This window comes from Pseudarthrobacter sp. CC12, from assembly GCF_039907755.1.
Taxonomy (GTDB): Bacteria; Actinomycetota; Actinomycetes; order Actinomycetales; family Micrococcaceae; genus Arthrobacter; species Arthrobacter niigatensis.
This window is the reverse complement of sequence record NZ_JARDJH010000014.1, coordinates 57,547-78,805: the sequence shown is the minus strand read 5'-3', so window position 1 is coordinate 78,805 and position 21,259 is coordinate 57,547. Positions and strand designations below refer to the sequence as shown.

The 21,259-nt window shown below is 67.6% G+C and carries 19 protein-coding genes; 15 read left to right on the top strand and 4 right to left on the bottom strand.

Going from position 1 to position 21,259, the window contains the following annotated elements; translation table 11 throughout:
• Positions 1-100 precede the first annotated feature (100 nt).
• Positions 101-1,432 carry a septation protein SepH gene (gene sepH, locus PV772_RS11900; protein ID WP_141181279.1) on the bottom strand — a complete coding sequence of 444 codons (1,332 nt, stop codon included), beginning with the start codon at positions 1,430-1,432 and terminating at the stop codon, positions 101-103.
• A 130-nt stretch (positions 1,433-1,562) separates the two neighbouring features.
• Positions 1,563-2,051: a DUF3093 domain-containing protein gene (locus PV772_RS11895; protein ID WP_141160788.1), complete on the bottom strand. Its 489-nt coding sequence runs from the start codon at positions 2,049-2,051 to the stop codon at positions 1,563-1,565.
• 115 nt (positions 2,052-2,166) lie between these two features.
• On the opposite strand from PV772_RS11895, the gene dut reads away from it, so the two are divergent.
• The 4 genes from dut to PV772_RS11875 all read left to right on the top strand — a co-directional run bounded on the left by dut (position 2,167) and on the right by PV772_RS11875 (position 4,610).
• Positions 2,167-2,685, top strand: coding sequence for a dUTP diphosphatase (dut, locus tag PV772_RS11890; protein WP_141160787.1), 519 nt, complete (start codon positions 2,167-2,169; stop codon positions 2,683-2,685).
• Positions 2,686-2,792: 107 nt separating this feature from the next.
• On the top strand, positions 2,793-3,506 hold the full coding sequence (locus PV772_RS11885; RefSeq protein WP_141160786.1) for a DUF3710 domain-containing protein: 714 nt from the start codon (positions 2,793-2,795) through the stop codon (positions 3,504-3,506).
• Positions 3,507-3,552: 46 nt separating this feature from the next.
• A complete protein-coding gene (locus PV772_RS11880) occupies positions 3,553-3,858 on the top strand; it encodes an OB-fold nucleic acid binding domain-containing protein (RefSeq protein ID WP_141161614.1) in 306 nt (101 codons plus the stop codon).
• Complete coding sequence (locus PV772_RS11875; RefSeq protein WP_141160785.1) at positions 3,855-4,610, top strand: DUF3159 domain-containing protein; 756 nt, start codon at positions 3,855-3,857, stop codon at positions 4,608-4,610. The genes PV772_RS11880 and PV772_RS11875 overlap by 4 nt, the downstream gene beginning before the upstream one ends.
• On the opposite strand, the gene PV772_RS11870 is transcribed toward PV772_RS11875, so the two are convergent.
• Both PV772_RS11870 and PV772_RS11865 read right to left on the bottom strand, forming a co-directional pair.
• Positions 4,607-5,365 (bottom strand): NAD-binding protein, encoded by a 759-nt coding sequence (locus PV772_RS11870; protein ID WP_141160784.1) that lies wholly within the window; start codon positions 5,363-5,365, stop codon positions 4,607-4,609. The two genes, PV772_RS11875 and PV772_RS11870, sit on opposite strands and share 4 nt — an antisense overlap.
• Entirely contained in the window at positions 5,362-6,036 is a 675-nt protein-coding gene (locus tag PV772_RS11865; protein WP_141160783.1) for a TrkA family potassium uptake protein, read from the bottom strand. The genes PV772_RS11870 and PV772_RS11865 overlap by 4 nt, the downstream gene beginning before the upstream one ends.
• Before the next feature lie 118 nt (positions 6,037-6,154).
• Between PV772_RS11865 and PV772_RS11860 the strand changes: the two genes are divergently transcribed.
• The 11 genes from PV772_RS11860 to PV772_RS11810 all read left to right on the top strand — a co-directional run bounded on the left by PV772_RS11860 (position 6,155) and on the right by PV772_RS11810 (position 21,255).
• The gene (locus tag PV772_RS11860) at positions 6,155-8,131 is read left to right on the top strand and encodes an APC family permease (RefSeq protein ID WP_141160782.1); all 1,977 of its coding nucleotides are present in this window, start codon (positions 6,155-6,157) and stop codon (positions 8,129-8,131) included.
• A gap of 20 nt (positions 8,132-8,151) precedes the next feature.
• Positions 8,152-9,531, top strand: a complete 1,380-nt coding sequence (locus PV772_RS11855) for a TRAM domain-containing protein (protein WP_347886278.1) — start codon at positions 8,152-8,154, stop codon at positions 9,529-9,531.
• 166 nt (positions 9,532-9,697) lie between these two features.
• Entirely contained in the window at positions 9,698-12,511 is a 2,814-nt protein-coding gene (locus PV772_RS11850; protein WP_347886266.1) for an aconitate hydratase, read from the top strand.
• Between the two features lie 129 nt (positions 12,512-12,640).
• Entirely contained in the window at positions 12,641-14,614 is a 1,974-nt protein-coding gene (gene dxs, locus PV772_RS11845) for a 1-deoxy-D-xylulose-5-phosphate synthase (RefSeq protein WP_141160779.1), read from the top strand.
• Complete coding sequence (locus PV772_RS11840) at positions 14,611-15,231, top strand: DUF402 domain-containing protein (protein WP_141181285.1); 621 nt, start codon at positions 14,611-14,613, stop codon at positions 15,229-15,231. The genes dxs and PV772_RS11840 overlap by 4 nt, the downstream gene beginning before the upstream one ends.
• Positions 15,228-15,788: a hypothetical protein gene (locus PV772_RS11835; RefSeq protein WP_141181286.1), complete on the top strand. Its 561-nt coding sequence runs from the start codon at positions 15,228-15,230 to the stop codon at positions 15,786-15,788. Before PV772_RS11840 ends, PV772_RS11835 begins: the two co-directional genes overlap by 4 nt.
• Before the next feature lie 9 nt (positions 15,789-15,797).
• A complete protein-coding gene (locus PV772_RS11830; protein WP_307362123.1) occupies positions 15,798-16,775 on the top strand; it encodes an aldo/keto reductase in 978 nt (325 codons plus the stop codon).
• 6 nt (positions 16,776-16,781) lie between these two features.
• Entirely contained in the window at positions 16,782-17,807 is a 1,026-nt protein-coding gene (locus PV772_RS11825) for a nucleoside hydrolase (protein WP_141160775.1), read from the top strand.
• A gap of 149 nt (positions 17,808-17,956) precedes the next feature.
• The gene (locus PV772_RS11820) at positions 17,957-18,856 is read left to right on the top strand and encodes an ECF transporter S component (protein ID WP_347886265.1); all 900 of its coding nucleotides are present in this window, start codon (positions 17,957-17,959) and stop codon (positions 18,854-18,856) included.
• A 10-nt stretch (positions 18,857-18,866) separates the two neighbouring features.
• Positions 18,867-19,661: an energy-coupling factor transporter transmembrane component T gene (locus PV772_RS11815; RefSeq protein ID WP_347886264.1), complete on the top strand. Its 795-nt coding sequence runs from the start codon at positions 18,867-18,869 to the stop codon at positions 19,659-19,661.
• The gene (locus tag PV772_RS11810) at positions 19,654-21,255 is read left to right on the top strand and encodes an ATP-binding cassette domain-containing protein (protein ID WP_347886263.1); all 1,602 of its coding nucleotides are present in this window, start codon (positions 19,654-19,656) and stop codon (positions 21,253-21,255) included. Before PV772_RS11815 ends, PV772_RS11810 begins: the two co-directional genes overlap by 8 nt.
• Positions 21,256-21,259 lie beyond the last annotated feature (4 nt).

Sequence of the window (21,259 nt, the reverse complement as noted above, 5' to 3'; positions counted from 1 at the left end):
ACCTCCAGGGGTAGGTGCAGCTTCTGACCGATCGGGTGCGGGGAGCCTAACATGCAGCAGTGGCAGGAACTACCCCCGGGAACGGGACGAAGGAAAGGTCCTAATCGCTCCGTGTGCCGAACACGATTTCGTCCCAGGACGGGACACTGGAACGCTTGGGCCGGGCAGGGCGCTCCGGGGCTTCGGTCTCCGGCAACTGCCCGGTGGAGGGGGACGCATCGTTTTGCTTGGGTGCCGGACGGCGGGGATTGCTGCCCAGCAGTTCATCCAGGCCGGCCCCGCCGGAATTGCCGGATCCGGCAGCAGGCGCGGAACCGGAGGGCTTTTGTGGGGACGCCGCAATGGTGATTTCCCGGGTGTCGGTGCTGACGCCGTCGTGAAGCCGCAGGGCGTCGTCGTTGCCATCCCGGTGCGGCGGAAGCAGGCTCAGCCGGGACAACATCGACGGCCTCGCATCCCGGCGGCGGATGAACGAATCACCCTGCGCTGCCGGTGTTTCCTGCGGCCCGTCCTGTGGTTCGGTTTCTTCCGGTTCCGGCTCGGCCGGCGCCTCGGCGACCACCTCGGAAGGCCGTGGGTGGGCAGCCGGTACGCCGTGCGCCAGGAGCAGCGCCAGGGCGTCGTCCGAATCCTCGTCCACACCCAGCCGCTGGCCGCGCCGTGACCGGAGCATGTCCAGGAGCCCGTCGGATTCCTTCCCGGGGTCCTGGGCAGGACCCTGGCTGCCGGGAGATGCCTTTGCGCTGTCCGCGTCAGTTTCAAAATCGAACGGGCGGTCGGAAACCGCAGTGAGGCGGCGGGCCGGAACGGGGCCATCCAACGGTTCGAGTTCGCTCAACTGCTGGGCCCAGCGGTTGGTGTTCTGCAGCGACTTGCGTCCTGGGCTGAAGGTCCAGAGCGCAGGCGGCTCTTCCCCAATGCCGGTGGTCCCGCCGGGTTTTGCCTCAAAGTTTGCCGAGACTGTCCAGGTGCCGTCCTGGCGCCGCCAGGAGTCCCATTCCACGGTGGCGGGGTCGATGCCATGCGCAGAGAGGCGGTGGGCCACCATGTCGTCCAGGGTTGCCGGGTTGTCGCCAAACGCGGACCGGAATGCGTCATGGCCGGGGGAGGGTGCCGCGACTTCAACCTTCCGTGCCTGCTGTGCAACGTACTCGCGCTCAGCAAGGACCGGGCCCTCGTAGCGCTCCACTTTGGCCAGCGGCATGCCGGACAGTTCCGCTACGTCGGCAGCGGTGGCGCCGGCACGGATCCGGGCCTGGATGTCCCGTGGAGACATCGGAACGGCTGGCCGCTCCATCCGCGGTTTGGCCGTGGACCGGCTGGCCGTCCTGAGGGCTTCATCGATCGGCAGCTGGAACATCTCGCCGCCGGCCCCGCTCAACAGGAGATGTGTCCCGTCGTCGTGCACGCCTACAAGCCGTAGATCCTGCATACAAAATCCTCCACCCTGGCATTACTATCAATCGAAACTCTGCCACCCGGCAGCGCTGAATTGGCTCAAGGAACAGGGCGCGCCGTGATTTTCCGCCGGATCCGGGCCCGGACGTGGAGTGAAGGCAGCGTTATGGCGTGGCCAGGGCGGCCGTCAGCTTGTCCGGATGCCGGGTGGAAGCCAGCCAGTAGGGGGTTTGGTCGGCAGGGTCCGTGATTTCGATTTTCACCACGGGATCGATCCAGCCGCGGATGCAAAGGTAGGCCAGGCCGTTGAGCCGGGTGCCGCGTTCCGCCGTCGCTTCGCCGGCTTCAAAGTGCTGAACGCTTCCCACGAACCGGCGTTCGATGGTGGCCCGTCCAACCGTGAGGGCATCCGCCGTGACGGTAATGGCGGGGGTGGAAAGGACAAGGAGCGCCGTAATGATGGCCAGCAGTATCAATGCCGCTGTGTAGCCCGCCGCCATGCTGATAGGTGCGAAGACCAGGATGCCTGCTGCAGAAACACCGGCAGCGATGACCCAGATCCAGGCGTTGGGCCACAGCTTCTCCCGGTAGATGACGGGTGCCCCGGCGGAGGGTGTGCTGGGAACGGACGCGGGCGAGCTTGATTCGGGCATAGGCCAAGCTTTCCACCTTTGGCCCGCTATTTCACCTTGGGTGGGGCCGCCGGGAGGTCCGCCCGCCACGGGTTCCTTAGGACTGTTCCGTGGGCGCGGGTTAGAGTGAGTGACTGTGACTGATCATCCCGCCACGGTAGACATTGCCCCGGACACAGCATTGCCAGCGCCTGCTGTTCCCACCCTCCAGGTCCAGTTGAAAATGCTGGATCCGGACCTGGAAGCGCCGACCTACGCACATCCGGGTGACGCCGGCGCGGACCTGCGTGCCCGCGAAGGTGTTGTCCTGCTCCCCGGGGAGCGCAAGCTGGTTCCCACCGGCGTCGCGATTGCGCTGCCGGAGGGTTTCGTGGCGCTGATCCACCCCCGCTCGGGCCTCGCCACCAAGCACGGCCTGACCATTGTCAACGCTCCAGGCACCGTGGACGCGGGCTACCGGGGCGAGATCTCGGTGACCCTCCTGAATACCGACTTGTCCCAGCCGATAGCGCTGCGGCGCGGCGATAGAATTGCCCAAATGGTCATCCAGCGGGTTGAGTACGCCCAGTTCATTCCTGTCAGCGAATTGAGCGGTTCCGTGCGCGGCACGGGCGGCTTCGGGTCCACGGGCGGATTCACCGTTCCTGGGGCCTGACCCCGCAAACGCATCCGCTGCCACGCCAGCACGTACGACGGCGGGACCTCCACGGGTCCCACCGGCACCATCCAGAACTGGCACATTTCAGGAATAAGGAGTCACCCATGGTCTTTGGGCTCGGCAGGAAAGCAAAGAACGAAGAACCGGCGCAGCCGGCTGAAGAACTGACGATTGCAGAGGACGGGGAAGGCGAACCGGGCACCGCTGCCCGCCGCCAGGACGGCCCCTTCGACGAGGCCGAAATCAGCAGCCGTGACGGCTTCGTTGACCTGGGCGCCCTGCTGATCACCCCGAGCGAGGGCCTCCAGCTCCGCCTTGAGGTGGAAGAAGCCACCCAGCGGGTGGTGGCAGTCACCCTGGACCTGAACGGCTCCAGCCTCCAGCTTCAGGCCTTCGCCGCCCCCAAGACGGAAACACTGTGGGACGAGATCCGGGAACAGATCGGCCAGTCGGTGGGCGCGCAGGGCGGACAGGTTGAGGAAGTGGAAGGCGCCTTCGGCACGGAACTGGTGGCCAAGCTGCCGGCCGGGCTGCCCGATGGCAGCCAGGGCTACCGCGTGGCCCGGTTCATCGGCGTGGACGGACCCCGCTGGTTCCTGCGCGGTGTCCTGGGTGGACCCGCGGCGCTGGAACGCCCGGCCGCCGAGCCGCTCGAGGCCCTGTTCCGGCAGGTCGTGGTGGTCCGCGGAGACAGCCCCATGCCGCCGCGCGACCTCTTGCAGCTGCGGCTGCCCAAGGATGCCTCAACCACTCCTCCGCCCGCCGCGACCACTTTGGAGGAGCCCGAACGTGGTCCCGAAATCACCCAGATCGGCTAAGTCCCCGGAGAACGGCAGCGCGCAGGCGGGACGCGGAATCACTCCTCTGGGCCAGTTGCCGGACCGGGGCAGGGTCCTGTGCCAGGGGCATATCGAATCAGTGACATTCGTCCCGGCCGACCGGACGGCCGAATTCAGCGCCATCGTCACGGAGGACGACGCTGTCCGTCCCGCCGGACCGGGGCAGGGCAGGCCCCCGAGGCTCCGTGTTGTCTGGCTGGGCCGCCGCCGGGTTCCGGGCATCGAAGCCGGTGCGGAAATCCGGGTTGAGGGGATGCTGGCCCGCGGCAAGGACATGCCCACCATCTTCAACCCCCGCTACGAGATTCTGTCCCGCCAGGAGAACGAATGACCGAGCACCAGCCCGAACAGCCAACCGGCCCCGAGAACCCCGGCAGGACCGGGCCGCAGGGCAGGCCGCAGGATGCCGGCCCCTCTCCGGTTGCAGGACTGGCCGCCGGGTACGCGGCCAAGGCCGGACTTCACCGCACCCATGACGGACAGGTGGACGTCCTCCGGAGCGCCGGGGGAGTGCAGGGCATTGCCGAGAGCATCGTTCCCGGCCTGGTCTTCCTGGTCGCCTTCACCGTCACACGTGAACTCAGCCTCTCCCTGGTGGCCGCTCTGGCTTCGGCCGCCATCTTCACCGTCGTCCGGCTGGTGCAGCGGCGTCCGCTGACCCAGGCGCTGGCGGGCGTGGCCGGCGTCGGTATTTCCGCGTGGCTGGCCAACACCACCGGCAAGGCAGAGGATTTCTACCTCCCCGGTTTCTTCACGAACGGAGCGTACATCCTGGCGATGGTTCTCTCCATTGCGGTCAAGTGGCCCGTGGCCGGCCTCCTCTTCGGCTTCATCCGCAACGAGGGCGTGGAGTGGCGCAAGGAACCGTCCCGGGTCAAGGCCTACCGCCTGGGCACGTGGATCATCGTGGCAGTCCTGGCCCTCCGGCTCATCGTCCAGGTGCCGCTCTACCTCATGGGCACGGACGGGCTGGCCGCACTGGCCACCACCCGCCTCATCATGGGCGCACCGTTGTACATCCTGGGCATCTGGGTGGCCTGGCTGGTAACCCGGCCGGCACCCAAAACCGCGCCGGCGGACTAACCGTCGAAGCCGTCGTCGTCCTGCGCGTGGCCGTGGCCGGCCGCGGCGGCCGGCTCGGCGTCGCCCACGGCCCGCTCCCCGGTGTCAATACTGCCCGGGGCGGAGGAGAGGAGCTCACGCAGCCTGTCCTCGGCCGCAATGGTGGTCACGAAGAAGAGCTCATCCCCGCCGTCGATGACGTCGTCCCGGCTGGGCGTGATGGGTGCCTGGTCGCGCAGGATCGCCACCAGGGTGGCGTCCTCGGGCCAGTGGATGTCTCCCACTGTCATGCCGATCACGTGGGAATCATGGGGAACGGTGAATTCCACCAGTGAAGCCACCCCGGTCTGCAGCGTCAGCAGGCGGACCAGGTCGCCGATCTCCACCGCCTCCTCCACCAGGGCGGTCATCAGCTGCGGCGTGTTGACGGCGACGTCGACGCCCCAGGAATCATTGAACATCCAGTCGTTCTTCGGGTTGTTGACCCGGCCCACGGTGCGGCCAACCCCAAACTCTGTCTTTGCGAGCAGGGACACCACCAGGTTGACCTTGTCGTCGCCGGTTGCGGAGACCACGACGTCGGCGTCCTCCACCTTGGCGCCCTGCAGGGTGGAGAGTTCGCAGGCGTCGCCCACCAGCCAGTGGGCGCCCCTGAGCCCGCTCCGGCCGATCACCTCGGGCTTGAGGTCGATCAGCAGGATCTCGTGCTTGTGCGCCAGCAGTTCCCGGGCAATGGATGATCCGACGCTGCCGGCGCCGACGATAACGACTTTCACTGGTACTCCTTGGCAGGGGCTTTGGCGAGGATCTGGGCGATCTGGGCGCTGCGGTCCACCTGCAGCATGGCGTGCACGGTGTCCCCGTCCTGGTACGCCGTTCCAGCGTCAGGGAGCAGGCCCTCGCCGAAGCGGGTCACATAGGCCACCCGGACGTCGGCAGCCTTTTCGATGCTGCTGATCCGGTGTCCAATCCAGCCGGCATCGAGGTCCAGTTCAGCCAGGACCAGCCGCCCGGAAGGTTCACGGAAATCACCGGCGAGGTGCTGTTCGGGAAGGATGCGGCGCAGCACCTGGTCCGCGCTCCAGCGGACGGCGGCCACCGTGGGGATGCCCAGGCGCTGGTAGATCTCGGCACGTCCCGGATCGTAGATCCGGGCGACGACGTGCGGGACGTGGAAGGTTTCGCGGGCCACCCGGGTGGCCAGGATGTTTGAGTTATCACCGCTGGAGACGGCAGCGAAGGCGTAGGCCTCGCCCACGCCAGCCTGCTTAAGGGTCTCCCGGTCAAAGCCCACACCGGTGACCTTCCGGCCGGTGAAGCCCTGGCGGAGCCGGCGGAACGCGCGGTCATCCTGGTCGATGATGGCCACGGAATGGCCGGCATCCTCCAGCGTGTGCGCCAGCGTTGCCCCCACCCGGCCACATCCCATGATCACGAAATGCGCCACCGTATCTCCTCTGTATCTGTGTCAGGATCGTGCAGCTAGAACTCTACCGGCATGGCACCTGTTAGGCCTGGCAGGCGCCCGTCATGACATCGACCGCGAATCAGACTAGCTTTGTGGGGTGTTGACAATACTGAACGCCGTCAAACGCGTCCTGGTGGGCAGGCCCTTCCGGAATGACCGCCTGGCCCATACCCTGCTCCCCAAGAAGATCGCCCTCCCGATTTTCGCCTCCGACGCCCTGTCGTCGGTGGCCTACGCACCGGACGAGATCCTGCTCACCCTGGCTTTGGCCGGCGTCAGCGCCGTGGCCATCTCGCCCTGGGTTGGCTTGGCCGTCATGGTGGTGCTGCTGACCGTGGTGGCCTCCTACCGGCAGAACGTGCACGCCTACCCGTCCGGCGGCGGCGACTACGAGATCGCCAATGTGAACATGGGAAAGTACGCCGGCCTGACCGTGGCCTCGGCCCTCCTGGTGGACTACGTCCTGACGGTTGCCGTGTCCATGTCCTCGGCTGCGGCCTACCTCACCACGGCTGTCCCGTCCCTGCACGGCCAGCAGGCAATCATTGCCACCATCGGCGTCGTGATCCTTGCCTTGGTGAACCTTCGCGGCATCAAGGAAGCGGGCAGCGTCTTCGCGGTCCCCACGTACATCTTCATGGCCTCGATCCTGGGCATGACGGCCGTGGGCATGTTCCAGGCCGCCACCGGGCAGTTGGGGCAGGCGCCGTCGGCCGCGTTCACCATCGTCCCGGCCGAGGGCTTCGACCAGGGCCTGGTGGGCCTGGCCGGTGCGTTCCTGCTGCTGCGGGCCTTCTCCTCCGGCGCCGCGGCGCTCACCGGCGTCGAAGCCATCAGCAACGGCGTCCCCAACTTCCGGCATCCCAAAAGCAGGAACGCCGCCACCACCCTGCTGCTGCTGGGCATGATCGGCGCCGCCATGCTGGCCGGGATCATCTACCTGGCCAACGCCACCAAGGTCCACATCGTCCTGGACCCGGCCAAGGAATTCCTGCTCAATGGGAACCCGCTGCCCGAGGGCTACATCCAGAACCCCGCCATCAGCCAGATTGCGCAAACGATCTTCGGCGCGGGCAGCATTCCCTTCTACATCGTGGTGGCCGCCACCGGCGTCATCCTGGTGTTCGCTTCCAACACTGCCTTCAACGGCTTCCCGGTCCTGGGCTCCATCCTCGCCCAGGACGGCTACCTGCCCCGCCAGCTCCGCACCCGCGGCGACAGGCTCGCGTTCAGCAACGGCGTACTGGCCCTGGCGGCAGGCGCGCTGATCCTGATCATCTCCTTCGATGCCGACGTCACCAAGCTGATCCAGCTCTACATCGTGGGCGTCTTTATCTCCTTCACCCTCAGCCAGCTCGGGATGATCCGGCACTGGGGCCGCGAACTGAAGCTGGCCAAGGACAAGGCCGTCCGGCGCAAGATGATCAAGTCGCGGACCATCAACAGCATCGGTTTCGGCATGACCGGACTGGTGCTGGTCATCGTCCTGATCACCAAGTTCCAGCAGGGCGCCTGGATCGCGCTGCTGGCCATGTTCATCCTCTTCCTGATCATGTGGAGCATCCGGGCCCACTACGACAATGTCGCCAAGGAGCTCGCGGTGGACGAGGACTCCTCACCGCGCGCCCTGCCCACCAGGGTCCACGCCGTCCTGCTGGTCTCGCACGTCCGGAAGCCCGTCCTGCGTGCCCTGGCATACGCCCGCGCGTCCCGCCCCTCCCGGCTGGACGCCATCACCGTGGACATCGACCCGGATGAGACGGCGCACACCATCGCCGACTGGGAAAAGCTTGAGATCCCGGTGCCGCTGACCGTCCTCGCCAGCCCGTACCGCGAGACCGTCACGCCGATCATGGACTACGTCAAGCAAATGCGCCTGGACTCCCCGCGGGACCTGGTGGTGGTGTACATCCCCGAGTACGTGGTGGGTAAGTGGTGGGAGCAGCTGGTGCACAACCAGACAGCCCTCCGCATCAAGACCCGGCTGCACTTCGAACCGGGCGTCATGGTGGCCAGCGTTCCCTGGCAGCTCAAATCCTCCGAAGAAGCCAAGAACCTCCAGGACGTCCAGTGAGCACCAGAACTTCCCGCGCCATGCAGCCGGCAGCTGCTCCGGCGGAAGGGGACCAGACCGGCCACACCGGCCAGGAGGCCGTGCTCGACGTCGGACCGGTAGCCCACGGCGGGCACTGCGTGGCGCGCCATGAGGGCCGCGTGGTCTTTGTCCGGCACGCCGTTCCGGGCGAGAAGGTCCGGGTCCGGCTGACCGATGCGGGCGACGATGCCAAATTCTGGCGCGCGGACGTCATCGAGGTTCTCGATCCATCCCCGGACCGGGTGGAGCACTTCTGGCACGTGGCAGATTCCCTGCGTGCCTGGGGCCACGGCCACCCGCCGGTGGGCGGTGCCGAATTCGGGCACATGGCCCTGGCCAAACAGCGCAGCCTGAAGGCGGACGTCCTCGCCGAGCAGCTCACCCGCCTTGCCGGCTTTGAGCAGGTGCCTTCCGCGTGGAACGGTGCCGTGGAGCCCGTGGGGGAAGCGGACGACGGCGGCACCGGCCTTGGATGGCGCACGCGGGCCAGTTTCTCGGTCACCCCCGGCGGCAGGCTGGGCATGCACGCGCACCGTTCCGACTACATTGTTCCGGTGCGGGAGATGCCGCTTGCCAGCGAAGCCATCAACGCCCTGCGCCTCTGGGACCTGGACCTGCAGGGCATCGACCGGGTGGAGGTGGCCGCTCCGGCCAACGGGTCCCGCCCCCTGGTACTCCTGGCCCCTTCGCCCGGGACCAAGGACAAGCGGCTGCGGGCCATCGCCGCCGCGCTGCCGGCCGACGCATCGGTGGCCGCCTTCGATCCGTTGGCCGGCACGGTCGTGCAGCTCCGGGGGCGCACCTGGGTGCAGGAATCCGCCGTCGGCCATGACTACCGGGTGACCGGCGAGGGTTTCTGGCAGATCCACCGCGACGCGCCCGGGACCCTTGTGGGGGCTGTCACAGAATTCCTGCATCAGGGGGACTACCTCAATCCCGGTGCGGTGGTGGCTGATCTCTACGCCGGTGCGGGACTCTTTACCGCCGTACTGGCGGACGCCGTAGGCGGGACGGGATCCGTCCTCTCGGTCGAGGGGGCCCCGGGCACAAGCCGCGACGCCCGGAAGAACCTGCATTCTTCGCCCCAGGTGGAAGTGGTCCAAGGGCGCGTGGAGCGGGTCCTGCGCCAGAAACCGCGGAATTTCGACGCGCTGGTCCTTGACCCGCCGCGCGCCGGTGCCGGGAAAGCCGTCGTCGGGCAACTCGTGGCCGCCCAGCCCCGGGCCATCGCCTACGTGTCCTGCGATCCGGCGTCGTTCGCACGTGACCTCGGTTACTTCCGCCGCTCCGGGTGGGGACTCGCCGGGCTCCGGGCCTTCGACCTGTATCTCCACACCCACCACCTCGAGACGGTCGCATTGCTGGCTCCGGCTCCGTGATGCCGCTGCGGTTATCGACTACGATTGCCGTAGTAGTCCCACGTCGCGCCCGAATTCTCGGCCGGCCGTGTGCAAATTTTCGGGCCCTTGAGCTACTTAGGGCTTCCTAACTAGCAGGCGGTCAACCGCGCGACAAAGATGAAACTGTTGCGAGAGGAGTCCTGCGATGAGCACTGTGGACAGCTTCGGTTCAAAAGGCAAACTTAATGTAGCCGGAACCGAGTACGAAATTTTCCGGTTGAACTCCGTTGAAGGTGCAGAAAACCTTCCGTTCAGCCTCAAGGTATTGCTTGAAAACCTGCTGAGGACCGAGGACGGCGCGAACATCACTGCCGATCACGTCCGCGCTTTGGCAGGCTGGGATCCGAATGCGGAGCCCGATACAGAAATCCAGTTCACGCCGGCGCGCGTGATCATGCAGGACTTCACCGGCGTTCCCTGCGTGGTCGACCTTGCCACCATGCGTGAGGCAGTCAAGGACCTGGGCGGCGATCCCAAGCGGGTCAACCCCCTGGCCCCCGCCGAGATGGTCATCGACCACTCCGTCCAGATCGACGCCTTCGGCAACTCCGGCGCACTGGAGCGCAACATGGAGATCGAATACCAGCGCAACGGTGAGCGTTACCAGTTCCTGCGCTGGGGCCAGACCGCGTTTGACGACTTCAAGGTTGTTCCCCCGGGAACCGGCATTGTGCACCAGGTCAACATCGAGTACCTGGCCCGCACGGTCATGACCCGCGAAGTGGACGGTGCGCTGCGCGCCTACCCCGACACCTGCGTTGGCACCGACTCGCACACCACCATGGTCAACGGCCTGGGCGTGCTGGGCTGGGGCGTCGGCGGCATCGAAGCCGAGGCAGCGATGCTCGGCCAGCCCGTCTCCATGCTCATCCCGCGCGTCGTGGGCTTCAAGCTCAGCGGCAGCATCCCCGCCGGCGCCACCGCAACCGACGTGGTGCTGACCATCACCGAAATGCTGCGCCAGCACGGCGTGGTGGGCAAGTTCGTCGAGTTCTACGGCGAAGGCGTCGCAGCAGTGCCGCTGGCCAACCGCGCCACCATCGGCAACATGAGCCCCGAGTTCGGTTCCACCGCCGCCATGTTCCCCATCGACGACGTCACCCTGGACTACCTGCGCCTCACTGGCCGGTCCGACGAGAACGTCGCCCTGGTCGAGGCCTACGCGAAGGAACAGGGCCTCTGGCACGACCCCTCCCGCGACATCAAGTTCTCCGAGTACCTCGAGCTGGACCTGTCGACCGTCGTTCCGTCGATCTCCGGCCCGAAGCGCCCGCAGGACCGCATCATCCTCACCGAATCCAAGGCGCAGTTCCGCGAGGACCTCCGCAACTACGTCAAGGTGGACCTCGCCGACGGCAGCCTGGACGAAGCGATCGACGAGAGCTTCCCGGCGTCCGACTCACCCTCGTTCACCGCCACGGCAACCCACCTCACCGAGGAAGCCCCGCACGCCCACGGACCGAAGTCCAACGGCCGCCCGACGAAGAAGGTGGCTGTCAAGACCGCTGACGGCCGCGAATTCGAGCTGGACCACGGTGCGGTGTCGATCGCCTCGATCACCTCCTGCACCAACACGTCCAACCCGTCCGTGATGCTGGCGGCAGCACTGCTGGCCCGCAACGCCGTCGAAAAGGGCCTCGCCGCCAAGCCGTGGGTCAAGACCTCCGTTGCCCCCGGTTCCAAGGTTGTCACCGACTACTACAACAAGTCGGGCCTGACCCCCTACCTGGAGAAGCTCGGCTTTTACATCGTGGGCTACGGCTGCGCCACCTGCATCGGCAACTCCGGCCCCCTCGACGCCGAAATCTCGGAGGCCATCCAGGCCAACGACCTCTCCGTCACCGCAGTCCTCTCCGGCAACCGCAACTTCGAAGGCCGGATCAACCCGGACGTCAAGATGAACTACCTGGCCTCCCCGCCGCTGGTCATCGCGTACGCCCTGGCCGGAACCATGGACTTCGACTTCGAGAACGACGCACTGGGCCAGGACGAAGCCGGCAACGACGTCTTCCTGAAGGACATCTGGCCCAACCCGGTCGAGGTCCAGCAGGTCATCGACTCCTCGATCGACAAGGGCATGTTTGCCCGCGGCTACGAGGGCGTCTTCGACGGCGACGACCGCTGGAAGGCCCTCGACACCCCGGCCGGCGACACTTTCGCCTGGGATGAGAAGTCCACCTACGTCCGGAAGCCCCCGTACTTCGACGGCATGAAGGCCCAGCCCGAACCCGTCAAGGACATCTCGGGTGCCCGCGTGCTCCTGAAGCTCGGCGATTCCGTCACCACCGACCACATCTCCCCGGCCGGTTCCTTCAAGTCCGACACCCGCGCCGGCCAGTACCTGCTGGCCAACGGCGTGGAGCGCAAGGACTTCAACTCCTACGGCTCCCGCCGTGGCAACCACGAAGTGATGATCCGCGGCACGTTCGCGAACATCCGCATCAAGAACCAGCTCCTGGACGGCGTTGAGGGTGGCTTCACCCGCGACTTCACCCAGGCCGACGGCCCGCAGGCATACGTCTACGACGCCGCGCAGAACTACCAGGCAGCCGGCACCCCGCTGGTGGTCCTGGCCGGCAAGGAATACGGTTCCGGATCATCGCGTGACTGGGCAGCCAAGGGCACCGCCCTGCTGGGCGTCAAGGCCGTCATCGCCGAGAGCTACGAGCGCATCCACCGCTCCAACCTCATCGGCATGGGTGTCCTGCCGTTGCAGTACCCGGCCGGCGAGAACGCTGCCAGCCTGGGCCTGACCGGCACGGAAACCTTCTCGGTTGAGGGCGTCACCGCCCTCAATGAGGGCACCACGCCCAAGACCCTGAAGGTCACCGCCACCGCAGAGGACGGCTCCTCCAAGTCGTTCGATGCCGTGCTGCGCATCGATACCCCGGGTGAAGCGGACTACTACCGCAACGGCGGCATCCTGCAGTACGTGCTGCGCCAGATCTCCGCGAACTAGCGGGTTCCAACAGCAGCAACGATCCACCCCGAAGCCCCGGCCGGTCACCGACCAGCCGGGGCTTCGGCTTTGCATTCAAGCCAAGGCGTTAGAGTTAAACGGCACGTCTACCACCCGAAGGAGGGGTCATTGGGAATCTTGGACACCATCCGGAATCCACAGGACCTGAACGAGTTGACCGAGGAACAGCTGGAACAGCTGGCCTCGGAGATCAGGGATTTCCTGATCACGAACGTCTCCCAGACGGGCGGCCACCTCGGGCCCAACCTCGGCGTCGTGGAACTGACCCTTGCCGTGCACCGCACCTTCGAATCTCCCCGCGACAGCATCGTCTTTGACACGGGGCACCAGTCCTACGTCCACAAGCTGCTGACCGGCCGCCAGGACTTCAGCACGCTCCGCCAGGAAGGCGGCCTCTCCGGCTACCCGGACAGGGCGGAATCGGAACACGACATCGTGGAAAGCTCCCATGCGTCGTCGTCCTTGTCCTGGGCGGACGGTATCTCCCGCGCCCGCCAGCTCACGGGGGAAGGCGACCGGCACGTCGTCGCCATCATCGGCGACGGCGCCCTCACCGGCGGGATGGCCTGGGAAGCCATCAACAACATCGCGGCAGACAAGAAGCGCCGCGTGGTCATCGTCGTCAACGACAACGGCCGCTCCTACGCCCCCACCGTCGGCGGGTTCGCCGACTACCTGGCGTCCTTGCGCCCCACTATCGACTCCTTCCGCGCCGCCCCGGCCTACGAAGGCGCGCTCGACTGGTGGAAGAAGAAGCTGCAGGACGGCGGCCCCGTGGGGCAGTTCACCTACAAGAGCCTGCACGCCATGAAAAAGGGCATCAAGGACTGGTGGGCGCCGCAGGGCATGTTCGAGGACCTCGGCATGAAATACATCGGCCCGGTGGACGGCCACAACCTCCAGGCCATGGAGCACGCACTGTCCACCGCCAGGAACTACGGCGGTCCCGTGATCGTCCATGCCATGACGGAGAAGGGCCACGGCTACGCGCCCGCGCGTGCCCACGAAGCGGACCAATTCCATGCTGTGGGGATCATCGACCCCGAAACCGGCGAGCCCACCGGTACCGGCGGTGCCCAGTCCTGGACCTCGGTGTTTGCCGACGAGATCTCAGCCATCGCCGACGAACGCGACGACATCGTGGGCATCACCGGAGCCATGCTGATTCCCGTGGGCCTGCACAAGTTCGCCGCCAAGCACCCCAAGCGCGTCATCGACGTCGGCATCGCGGAACAGCACGCGCTGACCGCCGCCGCAGGCATGGCCTTCGGCGGCCTGCACCCGGTGGTGGCCGTCTACGCCACGTTCCTGAACCGGGCCTTCGACCAGCTGCTCATGGACGTGGCCCTCCACAAGGCAGGCGTCACCATCGTCCTCGACCGCGCCGGCGTCACCGGCCCGGATGGCGCCAGCCACCATGGCATGTGGGACATGGCCATGGTCCAGATCGTCCCCGGGCTACACCTCGCCGCGCCCCGCGACGCCACCCGGCTCCGGGAGGAACTGCGTGAAGCTGTGGCCATAAACGACGCGCCCAGCGTTGTCCGCTTCTCCAAGGGATCCGTTGGCCCCGCCGTCGAGGCAGTGGAACGGCTCAGCGACGGCGTGGACATCCTGGCCCGCCGGCCGTCAGGTTCCACCGAGAACGACGTACTGATCGTCAGCGTGGGCGCCATGGCCGAACTGGCCCTCGACGTCTCCAACCGGCTCGGCGCGCAGGGCATCAGCACCACCGTGGTGGACCCCCGCTGGGTCCTCCCCGTCCGCCGTTCGATCATCGCGTTGGCCTCGCACCACCGCCTGGTCATCTGCATCGAAGACGGCGTCCGCGCGGGCGGCGTCGGCTCCCGCATCCGGCAGGAGATGCGCGCTGCCGGCGTGGATACGGCACTGAACGAGGTAGGCCTGCCCGTGGAGTTCCTGGACCATGGCACCCGCAACCAAGTGCTGGAGCGGGTTGGGCTGACCGCCCAGCAGATCACGCACGACGTCGTCGCTCAGGTCCTGGGAACCAAGGTCCCCTTCGCGCGGCCCCTCCCCGGGCAGCAGCACCCCACCACCGGCAGCCTTCCGATCCTGTGAGGGACGAAGACGAGCTGAAGTATCCCGGGCCGGCGGGGGAGTCCGGACCAGTTCTGCACACCACCACTACGCGGGTTCCGAATGGGCTGGAGCCGGGCCAGCTGGTGGTCTCCAGGAACCGGAAATGGAACGGCAAAGCCCACTGGGTGGTTCCCGGGCGGTACCTCGGCGAGGACCGGCACGGATGGTGGATCTTCCAGGGCACCAACGAATTCTGCTCCCGTCCAGGCGCTGCGTTCTATACGCGCTCGGACGCTGTCCTGCTGGTGCCACGGCAGGGGGACTGGGTGGCCACGTTCTACGACTCCGCGCACCCCGGTGGAGTGCGGGTCTACATCGACCTCGCGGTAGGCCATGAGTGGACTCACATCCGGCCTGCCGTGACCGAGTTCCATGTGATCGACATGGATCTCGACGTCATCCGGACCGAGGCCCGCGGCGTCTTCATCGACGACCAGGACGAGTTTGCGGCGCACAGCGTCTCCATGCACTACCCCCAGCGGCTGATCGAGGATATCCAGGCTGCCGCAGACGGGCTCTACCACGCCGTGAAGGCACAGCACGCGCCATTCGACGGCACCGACGTCGAATGGTTTACCAAAGGACGCACCATATGAGCGGCATTGTCAGGGTCTACAAGCGCGACGACGACGGCGCCCTGCACTTCAGGGAGGCCTGGTTTGACGAGGAATACTCCCAGTTCGTCATGAACTTCGGTGCCGTGGGGCACCAGAGCAAGACCGAGGAAACCGATGTCCCCGACGCCGCCGCTGCCGACGGCCTCCTGGACGCCTTCGCAGCCCAGTGCGCCGAGGACGGCTACGCTGAGGTCCCCAACGAGGAGCAGTCCTGGGTGGTGGCCCAGTTCGCCCTCAAGACCAAGGACGGCACCGACCGTGACCGCCGCCTTGAACAGAAGGCCAAGGACGCCCTCGTCAGCCACCTGGCCTGGCGCGGCCTGGGAACGGTGGAACGCTCCGAATTCACCGACTACAAGCTCAGCATCTTCTGCCTGTGCCCGGATGTGAACAAGGCCGTCAGCGCCATCAAGGTCTGCGCCCGCAACGAGGACCTCGACTTCACCAAGCTCAGCATCGGGGCTGCCCCGTACAGCCAGCCGGACCATTACAAGCTCAAGCATTCCGCCAAGCCCGCCAGCAGCTTCAGCCTCTAGGAGACGTTCGTGACCAGTTACCGCCGTGTTGGAAAATCAGGGCTGACGGTCTCCACCGTAGGCCTGGGCTGCAACAACCTGGGCCGCGCCAACACCGCCACCGAGTCGCAGGACGCAACGGACGCCGTCGTGAACGCCGCGATCGACGCCGGCATTACCCTGTTCGACGTCGCAGACAACTACGGCAAGGAACCCGGGCTCAGCGAAACCATGCTCGGCAAGGCGCTCGGCCGCCGGCGCGGGGACGTCGTCGTCGCCACCAAGTTCGGAATGGACACCCGGGGCGCCAACGGCCCCGACTTCGGTGCCCGCGGCTCCCGGCGGTACATTATCCAGGCAGCCGAAGCGTCGCTGCGGCGCCTGGACACGGACTGGATCGACCTTTACCAGTTCCACACCCCGGACCCACTGACCCCCATCGACGAGACCCTGGCGGCGCTGGACACCCTGGTCCGCGGTGGCAAGGTCCGCTACATCGGCCACTCCAACCGCTCCGGGTGGCAGATCGCCCAGGCTGAATACGTGGCCCGCGAACTGGGGACTTCCCGGTTCATTTCCTCGCAGAACCACTACAACCTGCTGGACCGCCGGGCCGAACTGGAAGTGACCCCGGCCGCGGAGGAGTTCGGCCTGGGCGTCCTGCCCTACTTCCCGCTGGCCAACGGCTTGCTCACCGGCAAGTACTCCCCGGGCTACGCCCCCGAAGGGTCGCGGCTCAGCCACACCCGCACCAACATGGTGGACGACGCCGACTGGGACCAACTGGGCAGGTACAGCGCCTTCGCGAAAGAACGAGGCCTCACGGAGATCGAGGTGGCCTTCTCCTGGCTCGCCGCCCAGCCCTCGGTGGCCAGCGTCATCGCCGGCGCCACCCGGCCGGAGCAGGTCCGGCAAAACGCCGAAGCCGCGAACTGGACCCCCACCCCGGAGGACATCGCCACCCTCGACGACATCTTCCCCGCCGTGCCCAAGGTCGCGCTGTTCTAGGCCACGATGCCCGCCTACCTCCTTGATGTCGATACCGGCATCGACGACGCCCTTGCCCTTGCCTACCTTGCCGCGCTCCCGGACACGGAGTTCGTGGCGGTCACGGCCACCCCCGGCAACGTCGATGCCGACCAGGTGGCCCGGAATACCCTGGCACTGCTGGAGCTGTGCGGCAGGCCGGGCGTCGAGGTGGCCATCGGGGCGCGCGGGCCGCTGTCCATTCCGCTCACCACCACACCCGAAACCCATGGGCCGCAGGGGATCGGCTACGCGGTGCTGCCCGGGCCCGCCGGACAGGTCTCGGCGCGGAACGCCGTTGACCTGTGGATCGAACACGCCCGCGCCAGGCCGGGTGAGCTCACCGCCCTGATCACGGCGCCGCTGACCAACTTCGCCCTGGCACTGCGGCGGGAACCGGAGCTCCCCGACCTCCTTGCCAAGGTGGTGATCATGGGCGGGAGCTTCTACCACCAGGGCAACACCACCCCCACCGCCGAGTGGAACACCCATGTGGACCCCCATGCGGCCAAGGAGGTCTACGCCGCGTACCGGGGACGGCAGCCGGAGAAACTACCCATCGTCTGCTCCCTGGACACCACCGAGCGGATGGAACTGCACCCGGCCCACGTTGAGGCGCTGGCACGGGCGGCAGGCGCCGCGGCTCCGGAACTGGTCCTCCCGGGGGACCCGGAGGGGCTCCGCAGCACCTCCGGCAACACCCTGGTCAGGCACCTGTCCGATGCCTTGCGTTTCTATTTCGAGTTCCACCGGCACTACGACCAGGGCTACCTGGCCCACGTCCACGATTTCTTTGCGGCCGGGGTGGCCGCGGGCACGCTCGAGTACACCGCCCGCCCAGCCACCGTAGACGTCGAAACGGACTCCCCGCTCCTGATGGGAACCACCGTGGCCGACTTCCGCGGACTGTGGGGAGCACCCCCAAACGCGCGGGTCGTGTCCGGCAACAACCCGGAGCAGGCGTTCCGCGAACTCGTGTCCGCCGTCGGAAGCCTGGCCCGCCGCGTGGGCTGAGGAACGCCCCTCCGTGGGCAATCGCCGGTAGAATAGGCTCCGGACCGGCCCGGCGCAGTTGCCGCCGGATTCTGCCGAGGTGACATAGGCAGCCACACTCCGGCCCGGTACTGCCGGGCCCACCGCCTGCACCCAAAGGAACATTCCCCATGTCATCGCCCTCTTTGACGCTCCCGTCCCAGGAACGCCCCGCGGCACGCCGCAGGCTGCTGGAGATCCTTGGCGCCCTGGTCATCGCGGCCACCTACGTCTACCTGGTCCTCAACCAGCCGGCAGACATCACCGGCGGCCCGGGAAGCGCGTCGGCCCTGATCGCCCTCACCGGGTTCCTGGCAGGGGCGGTCCTGCTGATCATTGCCGTGCTGCCCACCCTGCCGGCGTCCACCCTGGTGCTGATCCCGGTCGCACTGGTCCTGAACATCGTGCTGGGACAATTCGTCGGCAGCACCCTTGTTCCCTTCTACCTCGACGCCATCGGCACCGTGCTGATCGCCGTCCTGGCCGGGCCGGCCGCCGGTGCCGCCACCGGCGCCCTCAGCAGCATCGTCTGGTCCTTCTTCAACCCCACGGTGCTGCCGTTCGCCGCTGGCGCCGCGCTCATCGGCTGCCTGGCCGGCCTCGCGGCACGCTACGGCCTCTTCCGCCGGTTCTACCTGGCACCAGTGGCGGGTTTCATCACCGGCATCATTGCCGGTGTGGTGTCCGCCCCCGTGGCAGCCTTCGTCTTCGGCGGAACGTCGGGCGTGGCCACCGGCGCCATCGTCAGCGCCTTCCGGGCCATGGGGGACACTCTCCTGGCGGCCATCACCAAGCAGGCACTGCTGTCCGACCCCATGGACAAGGCCATCGTGTTCACCATCGTGGCCATCCTGGTCTACGCGCTGCCCCGCCGGGCGCGCCAGCAGTTCCCCTTCATCCGGCGCCACCGGGTGCTCGCCGGCACCAACCCTGCTTCGACGCCGGAGGGAACCCGGGTGGACGCTACAGCGCCGGCGCCCGCCCACGGGAATGGGTCCGGGCCGGCCAACGATTCATCACTGAACGGCTGACCCGGGCACCGTGACGGCACCCCCGGCAGGCAACCCGGCAGCACCGGCAACGGCGGGGCGCGAGCGGCTCAACCCGCTGACCTCCTTCGCCGTCGCAGGCAGCACGGCAGTCATGACGACGGCGGCGGCAAGCTGGCCGTGGTCCCTCACCGTGGTTGCCGCGTGCATTGTCCTGTCACTGGCTGCGGGGACGGCACACCGCGTGCTGCCGGCGGCGGCGGCGGTCATGGTTCCGCTCGGCCTGTCCCTGCTGGTCCTGCACGGGCTGTTCTTCCCGGAAGGTAGGACAGTGCTGGCAGCGTGGGGGCCTGCACGCATCACGGCAGAGGGCCTGGACTTTGCCGGGCAACGCACCCTGCAACTGGCCGCCGTCGTCATGGCCCTGCTGGTGTTTTCCTTCAATGTCAGGGTCCCGGACCTGGTGGCCGCGTTGTCTGCCCGGGGCGTACAGGGCCGGTTCGCTTTCGTGCTGGCATCCACGCTGACCCTGCTTCCGGCCATCGCCCGGCGGGCACGCAGTATCCGGCAGGCCCAGGAATCGCGGGGCTTGGTCATCTCCCGGAGTCTGGTCTCCAGGGCGGCTGCGTTCCGGCTGCAGGCCATTCCGCTGGTCCTCTCCCTGATTGAGGATGCGGGTACCCGGGCTGCTGCCCTGGAGGCCCGTGGGCTGGGCAACGCCGGGCCGCGGACCAGTTACCGGATGGTGGCGGATTCCACGCTGCAGCGGGCGGCACGGTCCGTCCTGGTGCTCCTGGCACTGGCCGCCGTGGTTGTCCGTGTGGTCCTGGCAGGTACGGGTGGCTGAACACATGGTCACGGGCGGCTCCGGCATTCCCAACAGTGACGGCGAAGCCGGCAGTGCGTCCGCTCCCGTCCTGGCTGCCGGCATCAGGGACTTCACCTTCCACGAGGCGCCCGCCCCTGTCCTGCGGGATATCACTGTTTCGTGTCCACCGGGCTCGTTCACGGCCATCCTCGGCGCATCCGGAAGCGGCAAGTCAACCCTGGGCCGGCTGCTGTCCGGCTGGCTGCCACCGGGTGGGCACGGCACGCTGGCAGGCTTCCTCGAATTGGCCGGTACGCGGCTGGAGTTCGACGGCGGACCGGGGGACCCGCGGATTGATCCGGCCCAGTGGGGCCGGCACGTGGGGTTCGTGCCGCAGGACCCTGCCGCCGTCCTCTCCACAGTCCGGGCCACGGTGGCCGAGGAGCTCGCGTTTGGTTTGGAAAACACCGGCATGGACCGTGCCGGGATGGAAGCCGCCGTGGAGCGGACCGCCCGCCTGCTCGGACTTGGCAGCCTGCTGGGCCAGGACCCCGCGAGGCTGTCCGGCGGCCAACTGCGGCGGCTCGCCATCGGCTGCGCGGTCATCCCCGGGCCCCCGGTGCTGGTCATGGACGAGCCCTTCGCCTCCCTGGACGCGGCAGGGACCAGCGAGCTGGCGTCCTTGGTCCGTGAACTGATCAGGGGTGGGACCGCCGTCGTCATCCTCAGCCAGGCTGTTGACGCGCTGCTGCTGGAAGCCGGCACGTGGCTGGTCCTCGCGGATGGCAGGCTCGCCGGCGGCGGCCCTCCCGCGGCGATGCGCCCTGGCTCCCGGCTGCTGCCGCCAGCCATCCGGTGGCCCGGCGGCATCCAGCCCACAACGCCATCCACCGCCGCAACGTCCAGCCGCCCGGGGCAGATGCCGCCAGCGAAGCCTGCAGCGCTGGAGCTGCGGGACGTGTCCTTTGGCTACCCGGACGCTCCGGTATCCCGATTCAGGCGCCGGAGGCGGGAACCTGGCTGCCGGGCGATGGTGCTGGCCGAGGTCCACCTGGCAGTCCACCCGGGGGAAATCGTGGCTGTCACCGGGCCCAACGGTGCCGGCAAGTCCACCCTGCTGCGGCACTTCAACGGGCTGCTGCGCCCCACTTCAGGGACTGTCCTGGTCCGCGGCAGTGACATTGCCGGAGCTCCAGTGGGAAAAACAGCAGCGTCCGTGGGCCTGCTGTTCCAGCAGCCCCGCGACCAACTGTTCGAACGGACCGTGCTGCGGGAGGTCGGGTTCGGCCTGGACCGCCTGTATGGGCCGGCCCTGGCGGTGGAGCGCGCCGGCGCGGCACTCCAGGCTGTTGGCCTGGCGGATGCGGCCCGGGAGCATCCGGCCGAGCTTCCCGCGTCCGCCCAGCGGCTGCTGGCCCTGGCCACTGTCCTGGCCCGCCGGCCCGCCGTCCTGGCGCTGGATGAACCGACCGTTGCGCTGGACGGGAACGGGCTGGCCCTGCTGGACGCTGCCGTGCGCTCGGCAGCGGACTCGGGCGCCGCCGTCGTGCTGGTCACCCATGACCTGGGCTATGCACACGCGGCGGCGCACCGCATCCTGGCGCTCGACGGCGGCCGGCTGCACCCCGCCTGACCGC

Bases quoted from the DNA above. Each gene is read 5' to 3' on its own strand.
- sepH (WP_141181279.1), bottom strand. From the start codon at position 1,432: ATGCAGGATCTACGGCTTGTAGGCGTGCACGACGACGGGACACATCTC.
- PV772_RS11895 (WP_141160788.1), bottom strand. From the start codon at position 2,051: ATGCCCGAATCAAGCTCGCCCGCGTCCGTTCCCAGCACACCCTCCGCC.
- PV772_RS11885 (WP_141160786.1), top strand. From the start codon at position 2,793: ATGGTCTTTGGGCTCGGCAGGAAAGCAAAGAACGAAGAACCGGCGCAG.
- PV772_RS11875 (WP_141160785.1), top strand. From the start codon at position 3,855: ATGACCGAGCACCAGCCCGAACAGCCAACCGGCCCCGAGAACCCCGGC.
- PV772_RS11855 (WP_347886278.1), top strand. From the start codon at position 8,152: ATGCAGCCGGCAGCTGCTCCGGCGGAAGGGGACCAGACCGGCCACACC.
- PV772_RS11850 (WP_347886266.1), top strand. From the start codon at position 9,698: ATGAGCACTGTGGACAGCTTCGGTTCAAAAGGCAAACTTAATGTAGCC.
- PV772_RS11835 (WP_141181286.1), top strand. From the start codon at position 15,228: ATGAGCGGCATTGTCAGGGTCTACAAGCGCGACGACGACGGCGCCCTG.
- PV772_RS11825 (WP_141160775.1), top strand. From the start codon at position 16,782: ATGCCCGCCTACCTCCTTGATGTCGATACCGGCATCGACGACGCCCTT.
- PV772_RS11820 (WP_347886265.1), top strand. From the start codon at position 17,957: ATGTCATCGCCCTCTTTGACGCTCCCGTCCCAGGAACGCCCCGCGGCA.